Genomic DNA, 14155 nt, shown 5'->3' on the forward strand with positions numbered 1-14155 from the left:
CCGATGCGACGTACTGTAAAGAGTCCTTACATTGGGTGACCGGGATCGGAACGCGCCCTCGGTGGGTCGCCCCGACGAGCTTCAGGACGAGCAGCACCCGTCGGCGCAGCCCGAACTTGCCGCCGCGCCCTCCGATCGCACACCGCCCGAGGCGGGCGGCAGCGGGGTGCAGCAGGTGTCGCCGCGCCAGGCGGCCCGACCCTCGCGGACCGCCACCGCCGCGATCACCAGCGCCGCGACCGGATCCGCCCAGGACCACCCGAACAGGCTGTTGAGCGCCAGCCCCACCAGCAACACCGCGGACAGGTATGTGCAGAGCAGGGTCTGCTTCGAGTCCGCGACCGCCGACCGCGAGCCGAGTTCGCGCCCGGCGCGGCGCTGGGCGTACGACAGGAACGGCATCACGGCCAACGAAACCGCCGCCAACACCAGCCCCACCGACGAGTGTTCCGCCTCCCCGGCACCGACGAGGGCGCGCACCGCCTCCACCGTCACGAACGCGGCGAGGGCGTAGAAGGAGCACGCGATCAACCGCAGCGCGGTCCGCTCCCGTGCGTGCGGGTCGGCACCCGCGAACTGCCACGCCACGGCCGCTGCGGAGGACACCTCGATCACCGAGTCCAGACCGAAACCGATCAGCGCGGTCGAGGACGCCGCGATGCCCGCGCCGATCCCGATCACCGCCTCGATCACGTTGTAGGTGATGGTCGCGGCGACCAGCAGCCGGACCCGCCGGGTCAGCACCGCCGCGCGTTCCGGCCCCGGCCCGAGGGAGATCGCGGTGGCCATCAGCAGCAGTCCTGACTCTCGGATTCCGCACAGGCCGCCGGGTCGACCGCGAGCACCAGGCCCAGCAGGTCACCCAGCGCGTGGGCCAGGCGGGGATCGGCCAGCTCGTACCGAGTCCGGCGGCCCTCCGGCACGGCCACGACCAGGCCACATCCGCGCAGGCAGGCGAGGTGGTTGGAGAGGTTCTGCCGGGTCGCGCCGAGCAGGTCCGCCAGGTCCGCCGGATAGCCAGGTCCGTCACGCAGCGCGAGCAGCAGGCGAGCCCTGGTGGGGTCGGACAGGGCATGGCCGAACCGGGCCAGCACCTGGCCGTACGTCAGTGCCTCCATGAAACGGCATAGTACACGATCCGCTGTATTCAGGAGCCGCTGAATCAAGTTCCGACCTCGGGAAAGCCAGGGTCCGTCCGGCCGTCGGCGAACTCTGCGAATGTGGAAGGCGAGCTTTGTTCGGACCAGCGGGGGCGGAGGCGTGGCATGTCCGATTGGCGGTCCCGCGCCCAACGTCCGGCCAAGCGCGCCTGGCGCCGGTCGCACGAGCGGTACCCGCAGCCGTCGCCGCCGGAACTGTCGATGGACCCCCGGGCCGCCACCCAACCGGCACCGGTGGAGGCGAGCGTCGTCACCTCCGGCATCTACCGCGACGGCCACCGCCTCGACGCACCGCAGAGCGTGACCGGCACCTGCGAACTGCTGCGCCGCCAGCCCGGCACGATGGCCTGGATCGGGCTGTACCGGCCGGCCGAGGCCCAGCTCATGGCGGTGGCCGAGGAGTTCAGCCTGCACGAACTGGCGGTCGAGGACGCCGTGGTCGCCCACCAGCGCCCCAAACTGGAACGGTACGGCGAAACCCTGTTCGTGGTGCTGCGCGCCGCCCGCTACCTCGACGACATCGAGGAGGTCGACTTCGGGGAACTGCACGTGTTCGTCGGCCCGAACTTCGTCCTCACCGTCCGGCACGGCGAAGCCCCGGACATGGGTGCGGTACGCCGCCGGATGGAGGACGACCCCGAACTGCTGCGCCGCGGTCCCGAGGCGGTGCTGTACGCGATCCTCGACGCGGTGGTGGACGGCTACGCCCCCGTGGTCGCCGGACTCCAGCACGACATCGACGAGATCGAGACGGAGGTCTTCGGCGGGGACCCGAAGGTGACCCGCCGCATCTACGAACTCTCCCGCGAGGTGATCGAGTTCCAGCGGGCCTCCCGACCACTGCTGGACATCCTGCGGGCGCTGTCCGCCGGTTTCGCCAAGCACGGCACCGACGAGGAGCTGCGGCGTTACCTGGGTGACGTGGCCGACCACGCCACCACCGCCGCCGAACGGGTCGACGGCTTCCGCCAAATCCTCACCGACATCCGTACGCTCAACGCCACCCTGGTCTCGCAGGCACAGAACGAGGAGGTCAAGCGCTTGACCGAGGCCAGCTACACGCAAAACGAGGAGGTCAAGAAGATCTCGGCGTGGGCGGCGATCCTGTTCGCACCGACCCTGATCGGCACCATCTACGGGATGAACTTCGACCACATCCCGGAACTGCACTGGAGCTTCGGCTACCCGTTCGCGCTGGCCCTGATGGCCCTGGTCTGCACCTGTCTCTACCTCGTGTTCAAGCGCCGCGACTGGCTGTGAGCCGCTTCGCGCGGTACCGCGTACGGCGGCGCCGCGACCGGAGGAGGGTCGCGACGCCGCCACGACCCCGCCGGGCCGACCGGGCCGTCGTCAACAGCGGGGTACGCCGGGGATGTAACCGTCGTAGCCGGTGAGCACGTACGTGTCCGAGATGAACCGGCCGGCGCCGATCCGGTCCCAGATGTTGCTGGTGCCGTACGTGCCGGTGACCGTGGTGCCGGTCGTCTGGCACTGGATGGTCACCCGGGCACCGTCGGCGACCGAACCCACCACGCCATAACCGGTCCCCGGGCCAGAGCGCACGTTGAGGTCGATGCCCGACGTGTTCACCGTGCCGGTGGCGCTGCCGCCACCACCGCAGTTGTTGTCGCTGGTGTACGTCTTGGTGCCGTAGTAGAGGGCGAGGGTGCCGTTGAAGCGGACCTGGGCGTACGAGCCGTTGAGCCGCTGTTCGTAGTGCAGGTGCGGGCCGGTCGAGCCGCCGGTGGTGCCGACGTACCCGATCACGGTGCCGTAGCCGACGCTCGAACCGACGCCGATGCCGCTGGCGAAGCTGCTCAGGTGCGCGTAGTAGGTGGTGTAGCCGCTGCCGTGGTTGATCCGGATGTAGCGGCCGTAACTGGTGTTGCCGAGATCCGTCCGGACGTCCACGGTGCCCGGCGCGCTCGCCACCACCGGGTCGCCGTCGTCGTTCGTACGGTTGAAGTCGATCGCGGGCGCCGGGCTGTGGTCGCTCCGGGTCTGCCCGGACCACGACTGTCCACAAGGGAATGGAACCTTGAAACTGGGCGCGGCCATGGCCGGCGCGGCGGGCAAAAGCACCGCCCCCACCAGCAGCAGTACGGCACCAACGGCGGACAGCAAACGTTTACGCATCGAACTTCTCCTCTGCCGAAGCTTTGGTGATCGGGGTCACAGCCTGGCAGAGCGATCATGAACAACATAGGTAGACATTGATCTCGGAAAGGTAAACAGCGACGATTCACCGATCCGGTTCGGCCACCGGGTACGGCGCGAAGGTGCTGTGGTTCTCGTCGATCGACAATCCTCGCCCGATCTGTGGGAACGCCCGCTGCGGACAACCGCTGCGCTCGCAGACCTTGCAGCCGATGCCGATCGGCACGGCGGCATCGGCGTCGTCCAGGTCCAGCCCGGTCGAGTAGACGAGACGGCCGGCCTGGCGCAGGTCGCAGCCGAGACCGATGGCGAAGGACTTGCCGGGACGGCCGTACCGACCGGGGGCTCGGGTGACGGTCCGGGCGATCCAGAAGTAACGCCGGCCGTCGGGCATCGCCGCGATCTGGGTCAGGATCCGGCCCGGCGCGGCGAACGCCTCGTAGACGTTCCACAACGGGCAGGTCCCACCCGTACGGGAAAAGTGGAAACCGGTCGCCGACTGGCGTTTGGACATGTTGCCGGCGCGGTCGACCCGGATGAACGAGAACGCCACCCCACGCGCCCTCGGTCGTTGCAGCGTGCTGACCCGGTGACAGACGGTCTCGTACCCGATGCCGTAGTGGGTGGCCAGCCGGTCCAGGTCGTACCGGAACTCCTCCGCGTTGGCATGGAATTCCGTGTACGGCAGGATCAGCGCGGCGGCGAAGTACTTGGCCAACCCGATCCGGGCCAGCGTCTCCGAGTCCGGGCTGCTCAACGAGGCCGCGTCGACCAGGTCGTCGAGGATCTCCCCCACCTCGGCGAAGGCGAGCTGGGTCGCCATCCGGATCGCCAACGCTCCCGGACGCAGGTAACCCGACAGATGCAGCAGTTGGGTCCTCGGGTCGTACCGGTGCAGTTCGTCGTTCTCGCCGGAACCCGGCTCACCGACGCGGACCCGGATGCCGTGCATGCCCAACCGCTGCGCCAGCACCGGACGCATGTCGCCGGGACGGATGCCGATCACCCCGGCGAGCCGCTCGGCCGCCTCGTCCAGCTCGGCGATGTAGTTGTGCCGCTGGTAGAAGTAGTCCCGGATCTCCTCGTGCGGCCCGGACCCCAACTCCCCCATCTCGTGTTCGCGATCCCCGGTCAGCGCGGCCAGTTGTTCGGCGAGCTGCCGGTAACGGCGGTGCACGGTGACCAGCGCATGCGCGGTGTGCGGCATTCGCTGGGCGAGTTCGGCCGCCTCCTCGGTGGGAATGTCGATGCGCAGCGTGTCGTCGGAGGAGACCTCCCGGATCTCGGCGGTGAGCCGGGCGGTGTCGTGGGTGGCGAAGAAGCCGGCGTCGACGCCGAGCGACTCGCTGATGCTCAACAGCACCGGCACGGTCAGCGGTCGGGAGCCGTGCTCGATCTGGTTGAGGTAACTCGGCGAGATGCCGAGCAGGCGGGCGAAGGCGGCCTGGGTCATCCGGCGTTCCTCACGCAGCCTGCGCAGCCGCGCGCCGGCAACGTCCTTCTGCATCGACGGCCTCCCTCCCCCGGTTGCGCTGCGACTCTCCCACGCTGGGCTACCGGTCCCGCGCTGGGCGAACCAGTCCCGTGCTGGGCTACCAGTCCCCGTGCCGGGCTGCCAGTTTGCCAACAGTACCTTCGCAACCTTTGCAATACCGCACCGAAGATTGGCAACTGTTGGCTGATTGGGGCCATCGACCAGCGCGTTCACCTATGTCACGGTCGATCCATAGGCAGTGCCGAGTCAAGCAAATCGGGATGGAAGGACGTTGGCATGGACGAGTTCACGGGAACGAAGACGTCGGGTACGGCCAACGGCGTAGCGGCCGGTCACGCAGGCGACGAGCCACGCGCGGCGGGGACCGCCTCGGCCGCCGAGCTGACCCGGCGATGGGCACAGGACCCGCGCTGGCGGGACATCCGGCGGACGTACACGGCCGACGACGTGGTGCGGTTGCGGGGCAGCGTGGTGGAGGAGCAGACACTGGCCCGGCGCGGCGCGCGTCGGCTGTGGGAGTCGCTGCACAGCGAGGACTTCGTCCCCGCGCTGGGGGCGTTGACCGGCAACCAGGCCGTGCAGCAGGTGGCCGCCGGACTCAAGGCGATCTACCTCTCCGGCTGGCAGGTCGCCGCCGACGCCAACCTCGCCGGGCAGACCTACCCGGACCAGAGCCTCTACCCCGCGAACTCGGTGCCGGCGGTGGTGCGGCGGATCAACAACGCGCTGCTGCGGGCCGACCGGATCCAGCACGCCGAGGGCGGCGGGACCGGGCCGGCTGACTGGTTGGTGCCGATCGTCGCCGACGCCGAGGCCGGCTTCGGCGGGGTGCTCAACGCGTACGAGCTGATGAGCGCGATGATCACGGCGGGCGCGGCGGCGGTGCACTGGGAGGACCAGCTCGCCTCGGAGAAGAAGTGCGGCCATCTGGGCGGCAAGGTGCTGATCCCGACCGGCCAGCACATCCGTACGCTGAACGCCGCCCGACTGGCCGCGGACGTCGCCGACGTGCCGACCCTGATCATGGCACGTACGGACGCCGACGCGGCGACCCTGCTCACCACCGACGTGGACGAGCGCGACCGGGAGTTCCTCACCGGTGAGCGCTCGGCGGAGGGGTTCTACCGGGTGCGGCCCGGCATGGCCCCGTGCATCGCCCGCGGTCTGGCGTACGCGCCGCACGCCGAACTGCTCTGGATGGAGACGTCCACTCCGGACCTGGACGCGGCCCGTACGTTCGCCGAGGCGATCAAGGCCGAGTATCCGGACCAGTTGCTCGCCTACAACTGCTCGCCGTCGTTCAACTGGCGTAAGCACCTCGACGACGCGACGATCGCCAAGTTCCAGCGCGAGCTGGGGCACATGGGGTACAAGTTCCAGTTCATCACGCTGGCCGGCTTCCACGCGCTGAACCACTCGATGTTCTCGCTGGCGCACGGCTACGCCGCCGGTGGCATGTCGGCCTACGTCGACCTCCAGGAACGCGAGTTCGCGGCCGAGGCCGACGGCTACACCGCCACCCGGCACCAGCGTGAGGTCGGCACCGGCTACTTCGACCTGGTCAGCACCGTGATCAACCCGACCAGCGACACGGTCGCGCTGCGCGGGTCGACCGAGGAGGAACAGTTCACCGGGGCGGTGTCCTGATGCCCACCACCATGCGTTCCCAGATCACGGTCACCGGGCCGGACGGTGACCGGTACGACGAGATCCTCACCCCGGAGGCGCTGGACTTCGTCGCCCGCCTCGACGCGGAGTTCGCCGGTCGGCGGGCCGAGCTGCTGGTGGCGAGGGCACAGCGCCGGGAGCGGCTGGCCCGGGGCGAGGAGTCGCTGGGCTGGTTGGCGCAGACCGAGTCGATCCGCGCCGACCGGAGTTGGCGGGTCGCGGGTGCCGCACCGGGCCTGACCGACCGGCGGGTCGAGATCACCGGGCCGCCGGACCGGCGGATGACGGTCAACGCGCTCAACTCCGGTGCCCGGGTCTGGCTGGCCGACTTCGAGGACGCCCTGTCACCCACCTGGTCCAACCTGGTCGGCGGGCAGCTCAACCTCCGCGATGCGATCGACGGGCGGCTCGACTTCACCGCGGAAACGGGCAAGCGGTACCGGGTCGGGCCGGACCCGGCGACGATCGTCGTCCGGCCGCGCGGCTGGCACCTGGTGGACAAACACGTGATCGTGGACGGGCGCCCGGTGTCGGCGAGCCTGGTCGACTTCGGGCTCTACCTGTTCCACTGCGGGCAGCGGCAGCTCGACCGCGGCAGCGGCCCCTACTTCTACCTGCCGAAGCTGGAGAGCCACCTGGAAGCCCGGCTCTGGAACGACGTGTTCGTACGCGCGCAGGGGCTGCTCGGGATGCCGCACGGGACGATCCGGGCCACCGTACTGATCGAGACGATCACGGCCGCGTTCGAGATGGACGAGATCCTGTACGAGCTGCGCGACCACTGCGCGGGGCTGAACGCCGGCCGCTGGGACTACATCTTCAGCCTGGTCAAGACGTTCGGCACCCGGCCGGAGTTCGTCCTGCCGGACCGGGCCCAGGTGAGCATGACCGTGCCGTTCATGCGCGCGTACACCGAACTGCTGGTGTCGACCTGTCACCGCCGAGGCGCGTACGCGATCGGCGGGATGGCCGCCTCCATCCCGAGCCGGGACGCCGATGCCAACACCCGCGCGATGGGGAAGGTGCGCCAGGACAAGGAACGGGAGGCCGCGGACGGTTTCGACGGCTCGTGGGTGGCGCATCCGGGGCTGGTGCCGATCTGCCGGGACGTCTTCGACCGGACGCTCGGCGAGCGGGAACACCAGCTCGACCGGCTCCGCGACGAGGTCCGGGTGAGCCCGGCCGACCTGCTCGACATCGCCGCCACCGGCGGCACCGTCACCGAGTCCGGGCTGCGCAACAACATCGCCGTCGCGCTGCGCTACCTGGACGCCTGGCTGGGCGGCAACGGCGCGGTGGCGATCTTCGACCTGATGGAGGACGCGGCCACCGCCGAGATCGCCCGCTGCCAGGTCTGGCAGTGGATCCACACCGGCACCCGGCTGACCGACGGCCGGACGGTGGACGAGGAACTGGTCCGCAAGCTGCTCGCCGAGGAGGTCACGGCGGTCCGGGACGGCACCGACGCCGCCGGGCACCGGTGGGCCGAGGCCGAGGAGATTTTCGTACGCACAGCGCTCGGCGAAACCCTGCCGACGTTCTTCACCACCAGCGCGTACGCGACCCACTTGGTTGGTCGGCGCAGCCGGTAACACGATCCGCCCGTACAGCGGAAGGGGAGCACTCCCGCATGTGCTCCCCTTCCGCCCTTCTTCCCGTCGAGCGGGTGTCGGAGGCGGATCGGCATACCCTTGCCTTCGACCACCCCGGCGCGGCAGCCGCCAGCGGCCAGCAGCGACGGACAAGGGTTGTCGTTCAGTGCCCGAGAGTGCGGTAGCGGAGTTGTACGACGCCGTTTCGGAATCGGCGCTCATCTACGAGCCGGAGATCAACGCGTATGTCGGTCGGCAGCCCTGGCTCGCCCCGCCGAGGGCGATGGGCAGGATGAACAGCCGGCACTCGTCGACCGGCCCGGCCTTGAAAGCCGGCGTTGCCACCACCCTGCGAGGAGTGCGAGGCCGCGCTGGATGTGCCCGTACGAGCGTCCGGGTCAGCGGGCAAGCTGGCGGAGCCAGTCGTGTAGGAGGGCGGTCTCGGTCGGACGGAGCGGGAGGGTGGCCTCGTCTGCGTTGGTGAGGGCGGCATCGAGGGCGAGGGCGCGGGAGGCGAGGCCGGGGTCCGTCGCCGAGGGCGGGTCGCTGGTCAGGGAGCCGACGAGGGTGTCGCGCATTCTCGTCGAGATCTCCGGGTCGCGCTTCTCCGCAGGCGTGCCGATCAGCGACAGGGTGATACCGGTGACGGCCGCCACGGAGAGGTGGGCGGCGAGGTCGGGCGGGACCCGGAGACGGCCGGCCGAGGCGATGCGATCGAGGAACTTCAGCAGGAGTTCGTGGGCCTGCTCGACGGCGGGCGGCCGGCGGCCGGGGCGGTCAGGGCCGAACATCAGCAAGTAGAAGGCGGGGTGGCGCAGGCCGAAGTCGACGTGTGCGTCCCAGCCGCGGCGCATGTCGTCGACCGGGTCGTCGGTCTGCACCAGAGTGTGTTTCTCGGCCAGGTACAGGTCGAAGGCGTGGACGGCCAGGGCTGCGAGGAGGCCGTCCTTGTCACCGAAGAGCTGGTAGAGGGAGGCGGCGCGGATGCCGGCCGCTGCGGCGACCGAGCGGGTGGAGACCGCCTGAGCGCCCTCCCGTTCCAGGATGCCGGCCGTCACCTCGATGATCTGCCGCCGAGTACGGGTCTTCGCGTCGTCCACGGTTGCAATGCTACGACATTCGGCGTATCAATGGAACGAACAGTGCTACGCATACAGGCGTGGCAGTGATACACCGGGGAGAAGCCAGTGAATCGTGTCGGATATGGCGCCATGCAGCTCGCCGGGCCGAACGTATGGGGGCCGCCGGACGACCCGGAATCAGCGCGGCGGACGCTGCGCCTGGCGGTCGAGCTGGGAGTCACGTTCTTCGACACCGCGAACGCGTACGGTCCGCGTACGGTGAACCGGCTGATCGGGGAAGCCCTGCAGCCATTCCCCGATGGGACGATCGTCGGCAACAAAGTCGGCGCCGGACGTGGACCGGCTGGGTCGTGGATCATCACCGACCACCCGGACACAATCCGCCAGCAGGTCCACGAGGCCCTCGAAGACCTGGGCACGGAGACGAGCGAGCTGACGTACCTGCGGCTCGCCGGCGACTATGCGGCCATGCGGAGCGAGGTGCCGTTGGAGGACTCACTCGGCGTGCTCGTCGAGCTACGTGACCAGGGGCTCATCCGCCGCATCGGGCTGTCCGGCGCGTCACCGGAGATGCTGGCCCGCGCACAGAAGCTGACACCGATCGCAGCCGTGCAGAACCGCTTCAACCTGCTCGATCGCAGCGGCGTCCAGGTCCTCGCCGACTGCGAGGCGCAGGGCATCATGTTCGTCCCCTACTACCCCCTCGCATCCGGACGCCTAACCGGCTATGACGAGCTGACCAACCCCGCGGAGCGCCTCGGCGCCACGCCAGCCCAGGTCGCGCTGGCCTGGCTGCTGCGCCGTTCCCCCGCCATGGTCGTCATCCCCGGCACGAGCAACCCCGACCACCTACGCGCCAACATCGCCGCCACCGAAGTCGCCAAGAACCTGACCGACGCCGAGGTAGCCCGCCTGACCAGCCTCGTCGACGAGTCGAAGGCCGTCATCGACCAGCCGCACCAGTCCACCCTCGACGCACTCAGGTCCACGACCGGAAGCCACCGCTAGGCAACCGCTCGGCGGGCGGCAGCCGGCTCACCCGCCCGCCGAGCTCCCGAAGGCAGTGGATCCTCGGACCCCAGCACCCCACCGCCTGGCTTCGTCGAGCGTCCAGAGGCGGCTCAGCGCCGGCAGCAGATGGCATTCGAATCTGCTCACAGACAACGCGCGGGTTGGCTCGCCACTCCCGGTTCGGTGGGCAGGGCGTTGATGACACTTGGTGGGCGAAGGTAGCCGCCGATGTCAGCGGACCGGGCTCCTTGGCCTCATGTCACCGGAAAGGCGATGTCGAAGACCTCGTCGTCGGCTGCGGCGGACGGGAAGTCGGTCCAGTAGGTCTCGCGGGGCGCGCGGGCGACGGCAAGGCCATTGGCCGCGATCCACTTTTCGATCGCCTCGTACACCCCGCCGAGCGCTCCGCTGGTGACGTGGGATTTCGTTATCCGGGCGTACGCCTCGCGGTGTGCCGGGATGCTGCGATCACCTCCGGTCGCAACCGTCGCGCAGACCTCGACCGGCGTCGGCCCTTCGTTGGGATTGCCCTCGTAGATGGTGATGAACACCGGCTCGTCCGGACGGCCGGACCGCTCCAGGAACGGCCAGTCCGCGGTGCCGAGCAGGCCACCGGCTGCCCGTGCCCGCTCCGCGACCAGTGCCATCGCGCCCGGCAGCCAGGCCTCCAAACCGGCCTGGTCAACCATGCCCGTCTCCGTCACCACGTGCTGCTCGGGCACATCGCGCAACCGAATCTCGACCATGATCGCCTCCAGTCCTAGCCGGGGCCCGTGCCGCCGGATGTCACAGTGCAGTCTTTCCCGAGGTCAGCGTCAAGCCGTGTGAGACGCGCGCCAGGACAGGGTGTTCACCGCCATCGCTGATGCCTCCAAGTCGCTCAGGCATCAGATTGCGGCGAGTGCCTTGATGATGTTCCACTCGGCTAGGTCGAGCATCCATCGTCGATCGGGGAAGTCGGTGTCCGCGATACGCAGCGGACCCTCGATCAGCGACAGCACTTGCGCGTACCGGTAGAGCTCCAGCCGGTGGGGATCGAGATCGACCGGACGCAGCGCCGGATACGCCTCGCCGAAGCGCATCTGCAGCCAGGCGTGCTCCCATTCGACGTCGAAGTAGGTCAAACCCTCGAAGTCGATCATGACTGGTTCGCCGGCCGGCGTGACGAGTACGTGATCCGGTCCAAGCTCTCCGTGCACCAGTGCGTATGTCTGTCGTGGCGCCACCCTGCCACGGAGGTGATACACATGGGCGGCGATCCGGTGATGCGCATCAGCCAGCCGCGCATCGCGGGCCGCTACTGCGTCAAGGTGGCCGAGCGCCCGGTCCACGATGATGTCCTCGGTGCGTCGAGTCTGGGAGGCCTGGCCCCGGGTGATGGCCGCGAGCTTGCCGTACTGCGGGTCGAGGGTGGTGTGCATGCGGCGCAACGCGTCACCGAGCGTAGACAGCGGCGCGGCGGCTGCGGCGGGATCGCGTTCCAGTAACGCCTCCAGCCGTAGTGTGCCGGCGTCCTCGAGCAGCGCGATGTCGGCGTCGAGGTAACGGCCGTCGCGGTCGAGCATGATCAGACGCGGGATGCGCACCCCGGCAGCGGCGAGTGCCGCGTGGCTGGCGGCGAACAGTTCGGCGCCCGACGCGTCGGTGAACGGGTCATCCGGGACCGTCGGCGACGGTGGCCAGTAATTCTCGCCCGCTGCCCACACGTACAAAATCACGGTTGTCTGGTCGTCGAGTCCAAGCCTGTAGACGCCCTTTTTGCTGCCGCCGGTCAGCCGGTCCAGCCCAGTAAGCCGGCTGTGGGAGCCGAACTGCTCCGCCACCAAGTCGTGTAACTCATCCGACCGCAGGAACGTCCGCGTCATGGTCGCCTCTCGTCAGGTCGACCGGCCATGCTGCCCGGCGAAGCAGCGCCGCGCAATCGAGTTACCGCGGCGTACGACTGACGGCTCTCGCAGCCCGCCTTGGCCGCATCGCTACTGGAGCGACCATCCGCACCTGTCGCGATGCACGCGCTATTTGCCGCGCCAGACCCGCCCCGGGTTCGGCGTTCCTGGAGCGGCAGGACCCGGACTGGCCGGACGGGGCGCCGGCGGGACCGGCGTCTACCCTGCGCTCATGCGTACGAGTCGTCGTTGCGTCAAATGTCAGTGCCCGCGCCTGTGGCAGGTCGACCCGTTCCTGATCCCCGACACCGACAGCGGCAACGTCGTCAAGCTTCTACCAGGAGTCACCCGACTGGCCTCGGGATCGGCGATTGGTGGGGAGATGCGAAAGCGCATCGAGGCGGGCCGCTTCGAGGTCTGGATATGCGCTGCATGCGGGTACACCGAGTGGTACGCCCTCGATGTCAACGAGATGCTCGGACGGCTCGCGCAGAACCCCCGCTCAGGCGTGCAGTACGCCGACGCCGACGCCCCGGCGCGGTCAGACACCGTGGGCGAGAAGTTCCAGTCCCACCACGGCCGCACCGAGGACGAATTCCGCGAATAGTACGACGAGTTTCTGCCAGCCGGTCACCTCAGGGGGCGGAAGTGGTGCCGGACCGCGTAGCGGTAGACCTCCTCACCGAGTTTCGCCCCCTCGACGTCAGCGGTGCGGAAGTGGACGCCGCCCCAGATGCGGGCGCCGATGAGCTCGTCGAGCGCTTGCGAGAAGCTGGTGAATCGCCTGGTGGTGCCCGAGTCGACGCTGGACCCGCTGAACGTGATGTCGTCTCGGCCGAAGAAGTACCGGTACAGCGACATCCGCGCACCGGTGCCGCAGGCGTGGCCGGAGGGGTACTCGGGGAACGGGGGCGTGACGAGCAACGACTGCCAGCCTGGGTCGGCGGCCGTCCTCGGGTTACCGTCCGTGTCGGCCAGTTGGATCGCCGTGACGGGGCGCCAGTAGCTCCAGAAGTCCTTCTGGCTGAAGCACGCCACTCCGGAGTCGGCCACGATGAGGTCGGTCATCGCGAAGAAGCGCGCGGTTTGCAGGGCGTTCAACCGCTGGCTGGTGGCGAGCTGTCGCTTGATCTCCCAGGAGGCGGAACGCCGGTCGTGCCACCAGATCGCCGCCTCCGTCTGGTCCTGGGTGCGTACCGTGCTCGTCGCCGAGCCGACTTCCTTGACCTCGTCGAAGTCGCGGGCGTACGCGCTGCTGGTCAGTCGGGGCGGCTCGGGTGTGCGGAACCTCGACGCACTGGGGATGAGGAACGGCCGCATGTGTCCGGTCCATGCGCCGTCGGACAGGAACAGCGGCGGCGTGGGTCGCCACTGGCCGGGTCTTGTCCCGTTGCGCCACTGCTGGTCCCCGAACGCGCCGTCGTCCTGCCGTGCGGCGACCATCGCGGCCGCGGCTCGCGCCCCGATCGTGATTCCGCCCTGCTTCGACCGCCCGTCGGGAATCGCGGCGAGAGCCTCGTCGTACTGTGCCCGAAGCCGCTCCTGCTGATCGGGAAAGAGGGCCGCGAGTACGCCGTGGGCGGCGGCCGCCACGGCAGCGGCCGCCGACTCGGTCCCGCTCGACCGCGGTGCGGCGAGGTAGGGCTGGTACGGGGTATCGGCGATCGCGTTGACCGCGTCGTAGACGGCTCCGCTCACCATCGCGAAGCTGCGCACCTGCTCGTTCGGTTGCTGGGCGGCGACGTCCCAGATCGCCGTCTGGGCATTGACGTCCCAGGTGACCACCGGATTGGGGCCGGTGCCGGGGCTCGCGGCCGCGGCGGAGGCTGCTGGGAAGGTCGCCGTGGACGCGACCAACGAGCCGACCGCGATGGTCGCGGGAATGATGCGTGACCAGAACGTACGGCGTGTTCGGTTGCGGCTCCTCATGATCTCCCCCGTCGGCAGGTTGTCGATGCTGGCTGTCGAAGCGCGCGGCACACAAAGCGAAGTCGACGACAATCGAACATAGCATCGTCGAGCCTCGATGGTTGGCCGTCCGGACGGGTCACGACACGGTGGGGGAAGGCCGCCGGGGCCGGCGCCCCTCCCCCACCTGACGATC

14 protein-coding genes are annotated in these 14155 nt (G+C 69.3%); 5 read left to right on the forward strand and 9 right to left on the reverse strand.

Annotated features, from left to right (window positions below):
• Positions 1-81 precede the first annotated feature (81 nt).
• Together AB0J90_RS02235 and AB0J90_RS02240 are read right to left on the reverse strand one after the other, a co-directional pair.
• Positions 82-789, reverse strand: coding sequence for a cation transporter (locus AB0J90_RS02235; protein ID WP_363591253.1), 708 nt, complete (start codon positions 787-789; stop codon positions 82-84).
• Positions 789-1118 carry a metalloregulator ArsR/SmtB family transcription factor gene (locus AB0J90_RS02240; RefSeq protein WP_326559146.1) on the reverse strand — a complete coding sequence of 110 codons (330 nt, stop codon included), beginning with the start codon at positions 1116-1118 and terminating at the stop codon, positions 789-791. The genes AB0J90_RS02235 and AB0J90_RS02240 overlap by 1 nt, the downstream gene beginning before the upstream one ends.
• A 147-nt stretch (positions 1119-1265) precedes the next feature.
• Between AB0J90_RS02240 and AB0J90_RS02245 the strand changes: the two genes are divergently transcribed.
• Entirely contained in the window at positions 1266-2420 is a 1155-nt protein-coding gene (locus AB0J90_RS02245; RefSeq protein WP_363591255.1) for a magnesium and cobalt transport protein CorA, read from the forward strand.
• 90 nt (positions 2421-2510) lie between these two features.
• On the opposite strand, the gene AB0J90_RS02250 is transcribed toward AB0J90_RS02245, so the two are convergent.
• Both AB0J90_RS02250 and AB0J90_RS02255 read right to left on the reverse strand, forming a co-directional pair.
• Positions 2511-3296, reverse strand: coding sequence for a peptidoglycan DD-metalloendopeptidase family protein (locus tag AB0J90_RS02250; protein WP_363591257.1), 786 nt, complete (start codon positions 3294-3296; stop codon positions 2511-2513).
• Between the two features lie 106 nt (positions 3297-3402).
• Complete coding sequence (locus AB0J90_RS02255; protein WP_363591259.1) at positions 3403-4824, reverse strand: short-chain fatty acyl-CoA regulator family protein; 1422 nt, start codon at positions 4822-4824, stop codon at positions 3403-3405.
• 264 nt (positions 4825-5088) lie between these two features.
• Here AB0J90_RS02255 and aceA point away from each other — a divergent pair, with 264 nt between their 5' ends.
• Positions 5089-6459, forward strand: coding sequence for an isocitrate lyase (gene aceA / locus AB0J90_RS02260; RefSeq protein ID WP_363591261.1), 1371 nt, complete (start codon positions 5089-5091; stop codon positions 6457-6459).
• Positions 6459-8072 (forward strand): malate synthase A, encoded by a 1614-nt coding sequence (aceB, locus tag AB0J90_RS02265; protein WP_363591263.1) that lies wholly within the window; start codon positions 6459-6461, stop codon positions 8070-8072. Before aceA ends, aceB begins: the two co-directional genes overlap by 1 nt.
• Positions 8073-8294: 222 nt before the next feature.
• On the opposite strand, the gene AB0J90_RS02270 is transcribed toward aceB, so the two are convergent.
• The gene (locus tag AB0J90_RS02270) at positions 8295-8417 is read right to left on the reverse strand and encodes a hypothetical protein (RefSeq protein ID WP_363591265.1); all 123 of its coding nucleotides are present in this window, start codon (positions 8415-8417) and stop codon (positions 8295-8297) included.
• 53 nt (positions 8418-8470) lie between these two features.
• The gene (locus AB0J90_RS02275) at positions 8471-9172 is read right to left on the reverse strand and encodes a TetR/AcrR family transcriptional regulator (RefSeq protein ID WP_363591267.1); all 702 of its coding nucleotides are present in this window, start codon (positions 9170-9172) and stop codon (positions 8471-8473) included.
• Between the two features lie 87 nt (positions 9173-9259).
• Between AB0J90_RS02275 and AB0J90_RS02280 the strand changes: the two genes are divergently transcribed.
• Positions 9260-10162 (forward strand): aldo/keto reductase, encoded by a 903-nt coding sequence (locus AB0J90_RS02280; protein ID WP_363591270.1) that lies wholly within the window; start codon positions 9260-9262, stop codon positions 10160-10162.
• A 257-nt stretch (positions 10163-10419) separates the two neighbouring features.
• Here the strand turns inward: AB0J90_RS02280 and AB0J90_RS02285 are convergent, their stop codons facing one another.
• Together AB0J90_RS02285 and AB0J90_RS02290 are read right to left on the reverse strand one after the other, a co-directional pair.
• Positions 10420-10911: a GyrI-like domain-containing protein gene (locus AB0J90_RS02285; RefSeq protein ID WP_363591272.1), complete on the reverse strand. Its 492-nt coding sequence runs from the start codon at positions 10909-10911 to the stop codon at positions 10420-10422.
• Positions 10912-11052: 141 nt separating this feature from the next.
• Entirely contained in the window at positions 11053-12030 is a 978-nt protein-coding gene (locus tag AB0J90_RS02290; protein ID WP_363591274.1) for an aminoglycoside phosphotransferase, read from the reverse strand.
• A gap of 253 nt (positions 12031-12283) precedes the next feature.
• Here AB0J90_RS02290 and AB0J90_RS02295 point away from each other — a divergent pair, with 253 nt between their 5' ends.
• Positions 12284-12658, forward strand: a complete 375-nt coding sequence (locus tag AB0J90_RS02295) for a hypothetical protein (protein ID WP_363591276.1) — start codon at positions 12284-12286, stop codon at positions 12656-12658.
• A 23-nt stretch (positions 12659-12681) separates the two neighbouring features.
• On the opposite strand, the gene AB0J90_RS02300 is transcribed toward AB0J90_RS02295, so the two are convergent.
• Complete coding sequence (locus AB0J90_RS02300; RefSeq protein ID WP_363591278.1) at positions 12682-13980, reverse strand: vanadium-dependent haloperoxidase; 1299 nt, start codon at positions 13978-13980, stop codon at positions 12682-12684.
• Positions 13981-14155 lie beyond the last annotated feature (175 nt).

This window comes from Micromonospora sp. NPDC049523 (genome assembly GCF_040676775.1).
GTDB lineage: Bacteria > Actinomycetota > Actinomycetes > Mycobacteriales > Micromonosporaceae > Micromonospora_G.

Excerpts from the sequence above, each read along its gene's own strand:
- AB0J90_RS02240 (WP_326559146.1), bottom strand. The coding sequence starts at position 1,118 with ATGGAGGCACTGACGTACGGCCAGGTGCTGGCCCGGTTCGGCCATGCC.
- aceB (WP_363591263.1), top strand. The coding sequence starts at position 6,459 with ATGCCCACCACCATGCGTTCCCAGATCACGGTCACCGGGCCGGACGGT.
- AB0J90_RS02290 (WP_363591274.1), bottom strand. The coding sequence starts at position 12,030 with ATGACGCGGACGTTCCTGCGGTCGGATGAGTTACACGACTTGGTGGCG.
- AB0J90_RS02255 (WP_363591259.1), bottom strand. The coding sequence starts at position 4,824 with ATGCAGAAGGACGTTGCCGGCGCGCGGCTGCGCAGGCTGCGTGAGGAA.
- AB0J90_RS02235 (WP_363591253.1), bottom strand. The coding sequence starts at position 789 with ATGGCCACCGCGATCTCCCTCGGGCCGGGGCCGGAACGCGCGGCGGTG.
- AB0J90_RS02250 (WP_363591257.1), bottom strand. The coding sequence starts at position 3,296 with ATGCGTAAACGTTTGCTGTCCGCCGTTGGTGCCGTACTGCTGCTGGTG.
- AB0J90_RS02300 (WP_363591278.1), bottom strand. The coding sequence starts at position 13,980 with ATGAGGAGCCGCAACCGAACACGCCGTACGTTCTGGTCACGCATCATT.
- AB0J90_RS02295 (WP_363591276.1), top strand. The coding sequence starts at position 12,284 with ATGCGTACGAGTCGTCGTTGCGTCAAATGTCAGTGCCCGCGCCTGTGG.
- AB0J90_RS02285 (WP_363591272.1), bottom strand. The coding sequence starts at position 10,911 with ATGGTCGAGATTCGGTTGCGCGATGTGCCCGAGCAGCACGTGGTGACG.
- aceA (WP_363591261.1), top strand. The coding sequence starts at position 5,089 with ATGGACGAGTTCACGGGAACGAAGACGTCGGGTACGGCCAACGGCGTA.
- AB0J90_RS02245 (WP_363591255.1), top strand. The coding sequence starts at position 1,266 with ATGTCCGATTGGCGGTCCCGCGCCCAACGTCCGGCCAAGCGCGCCTGG.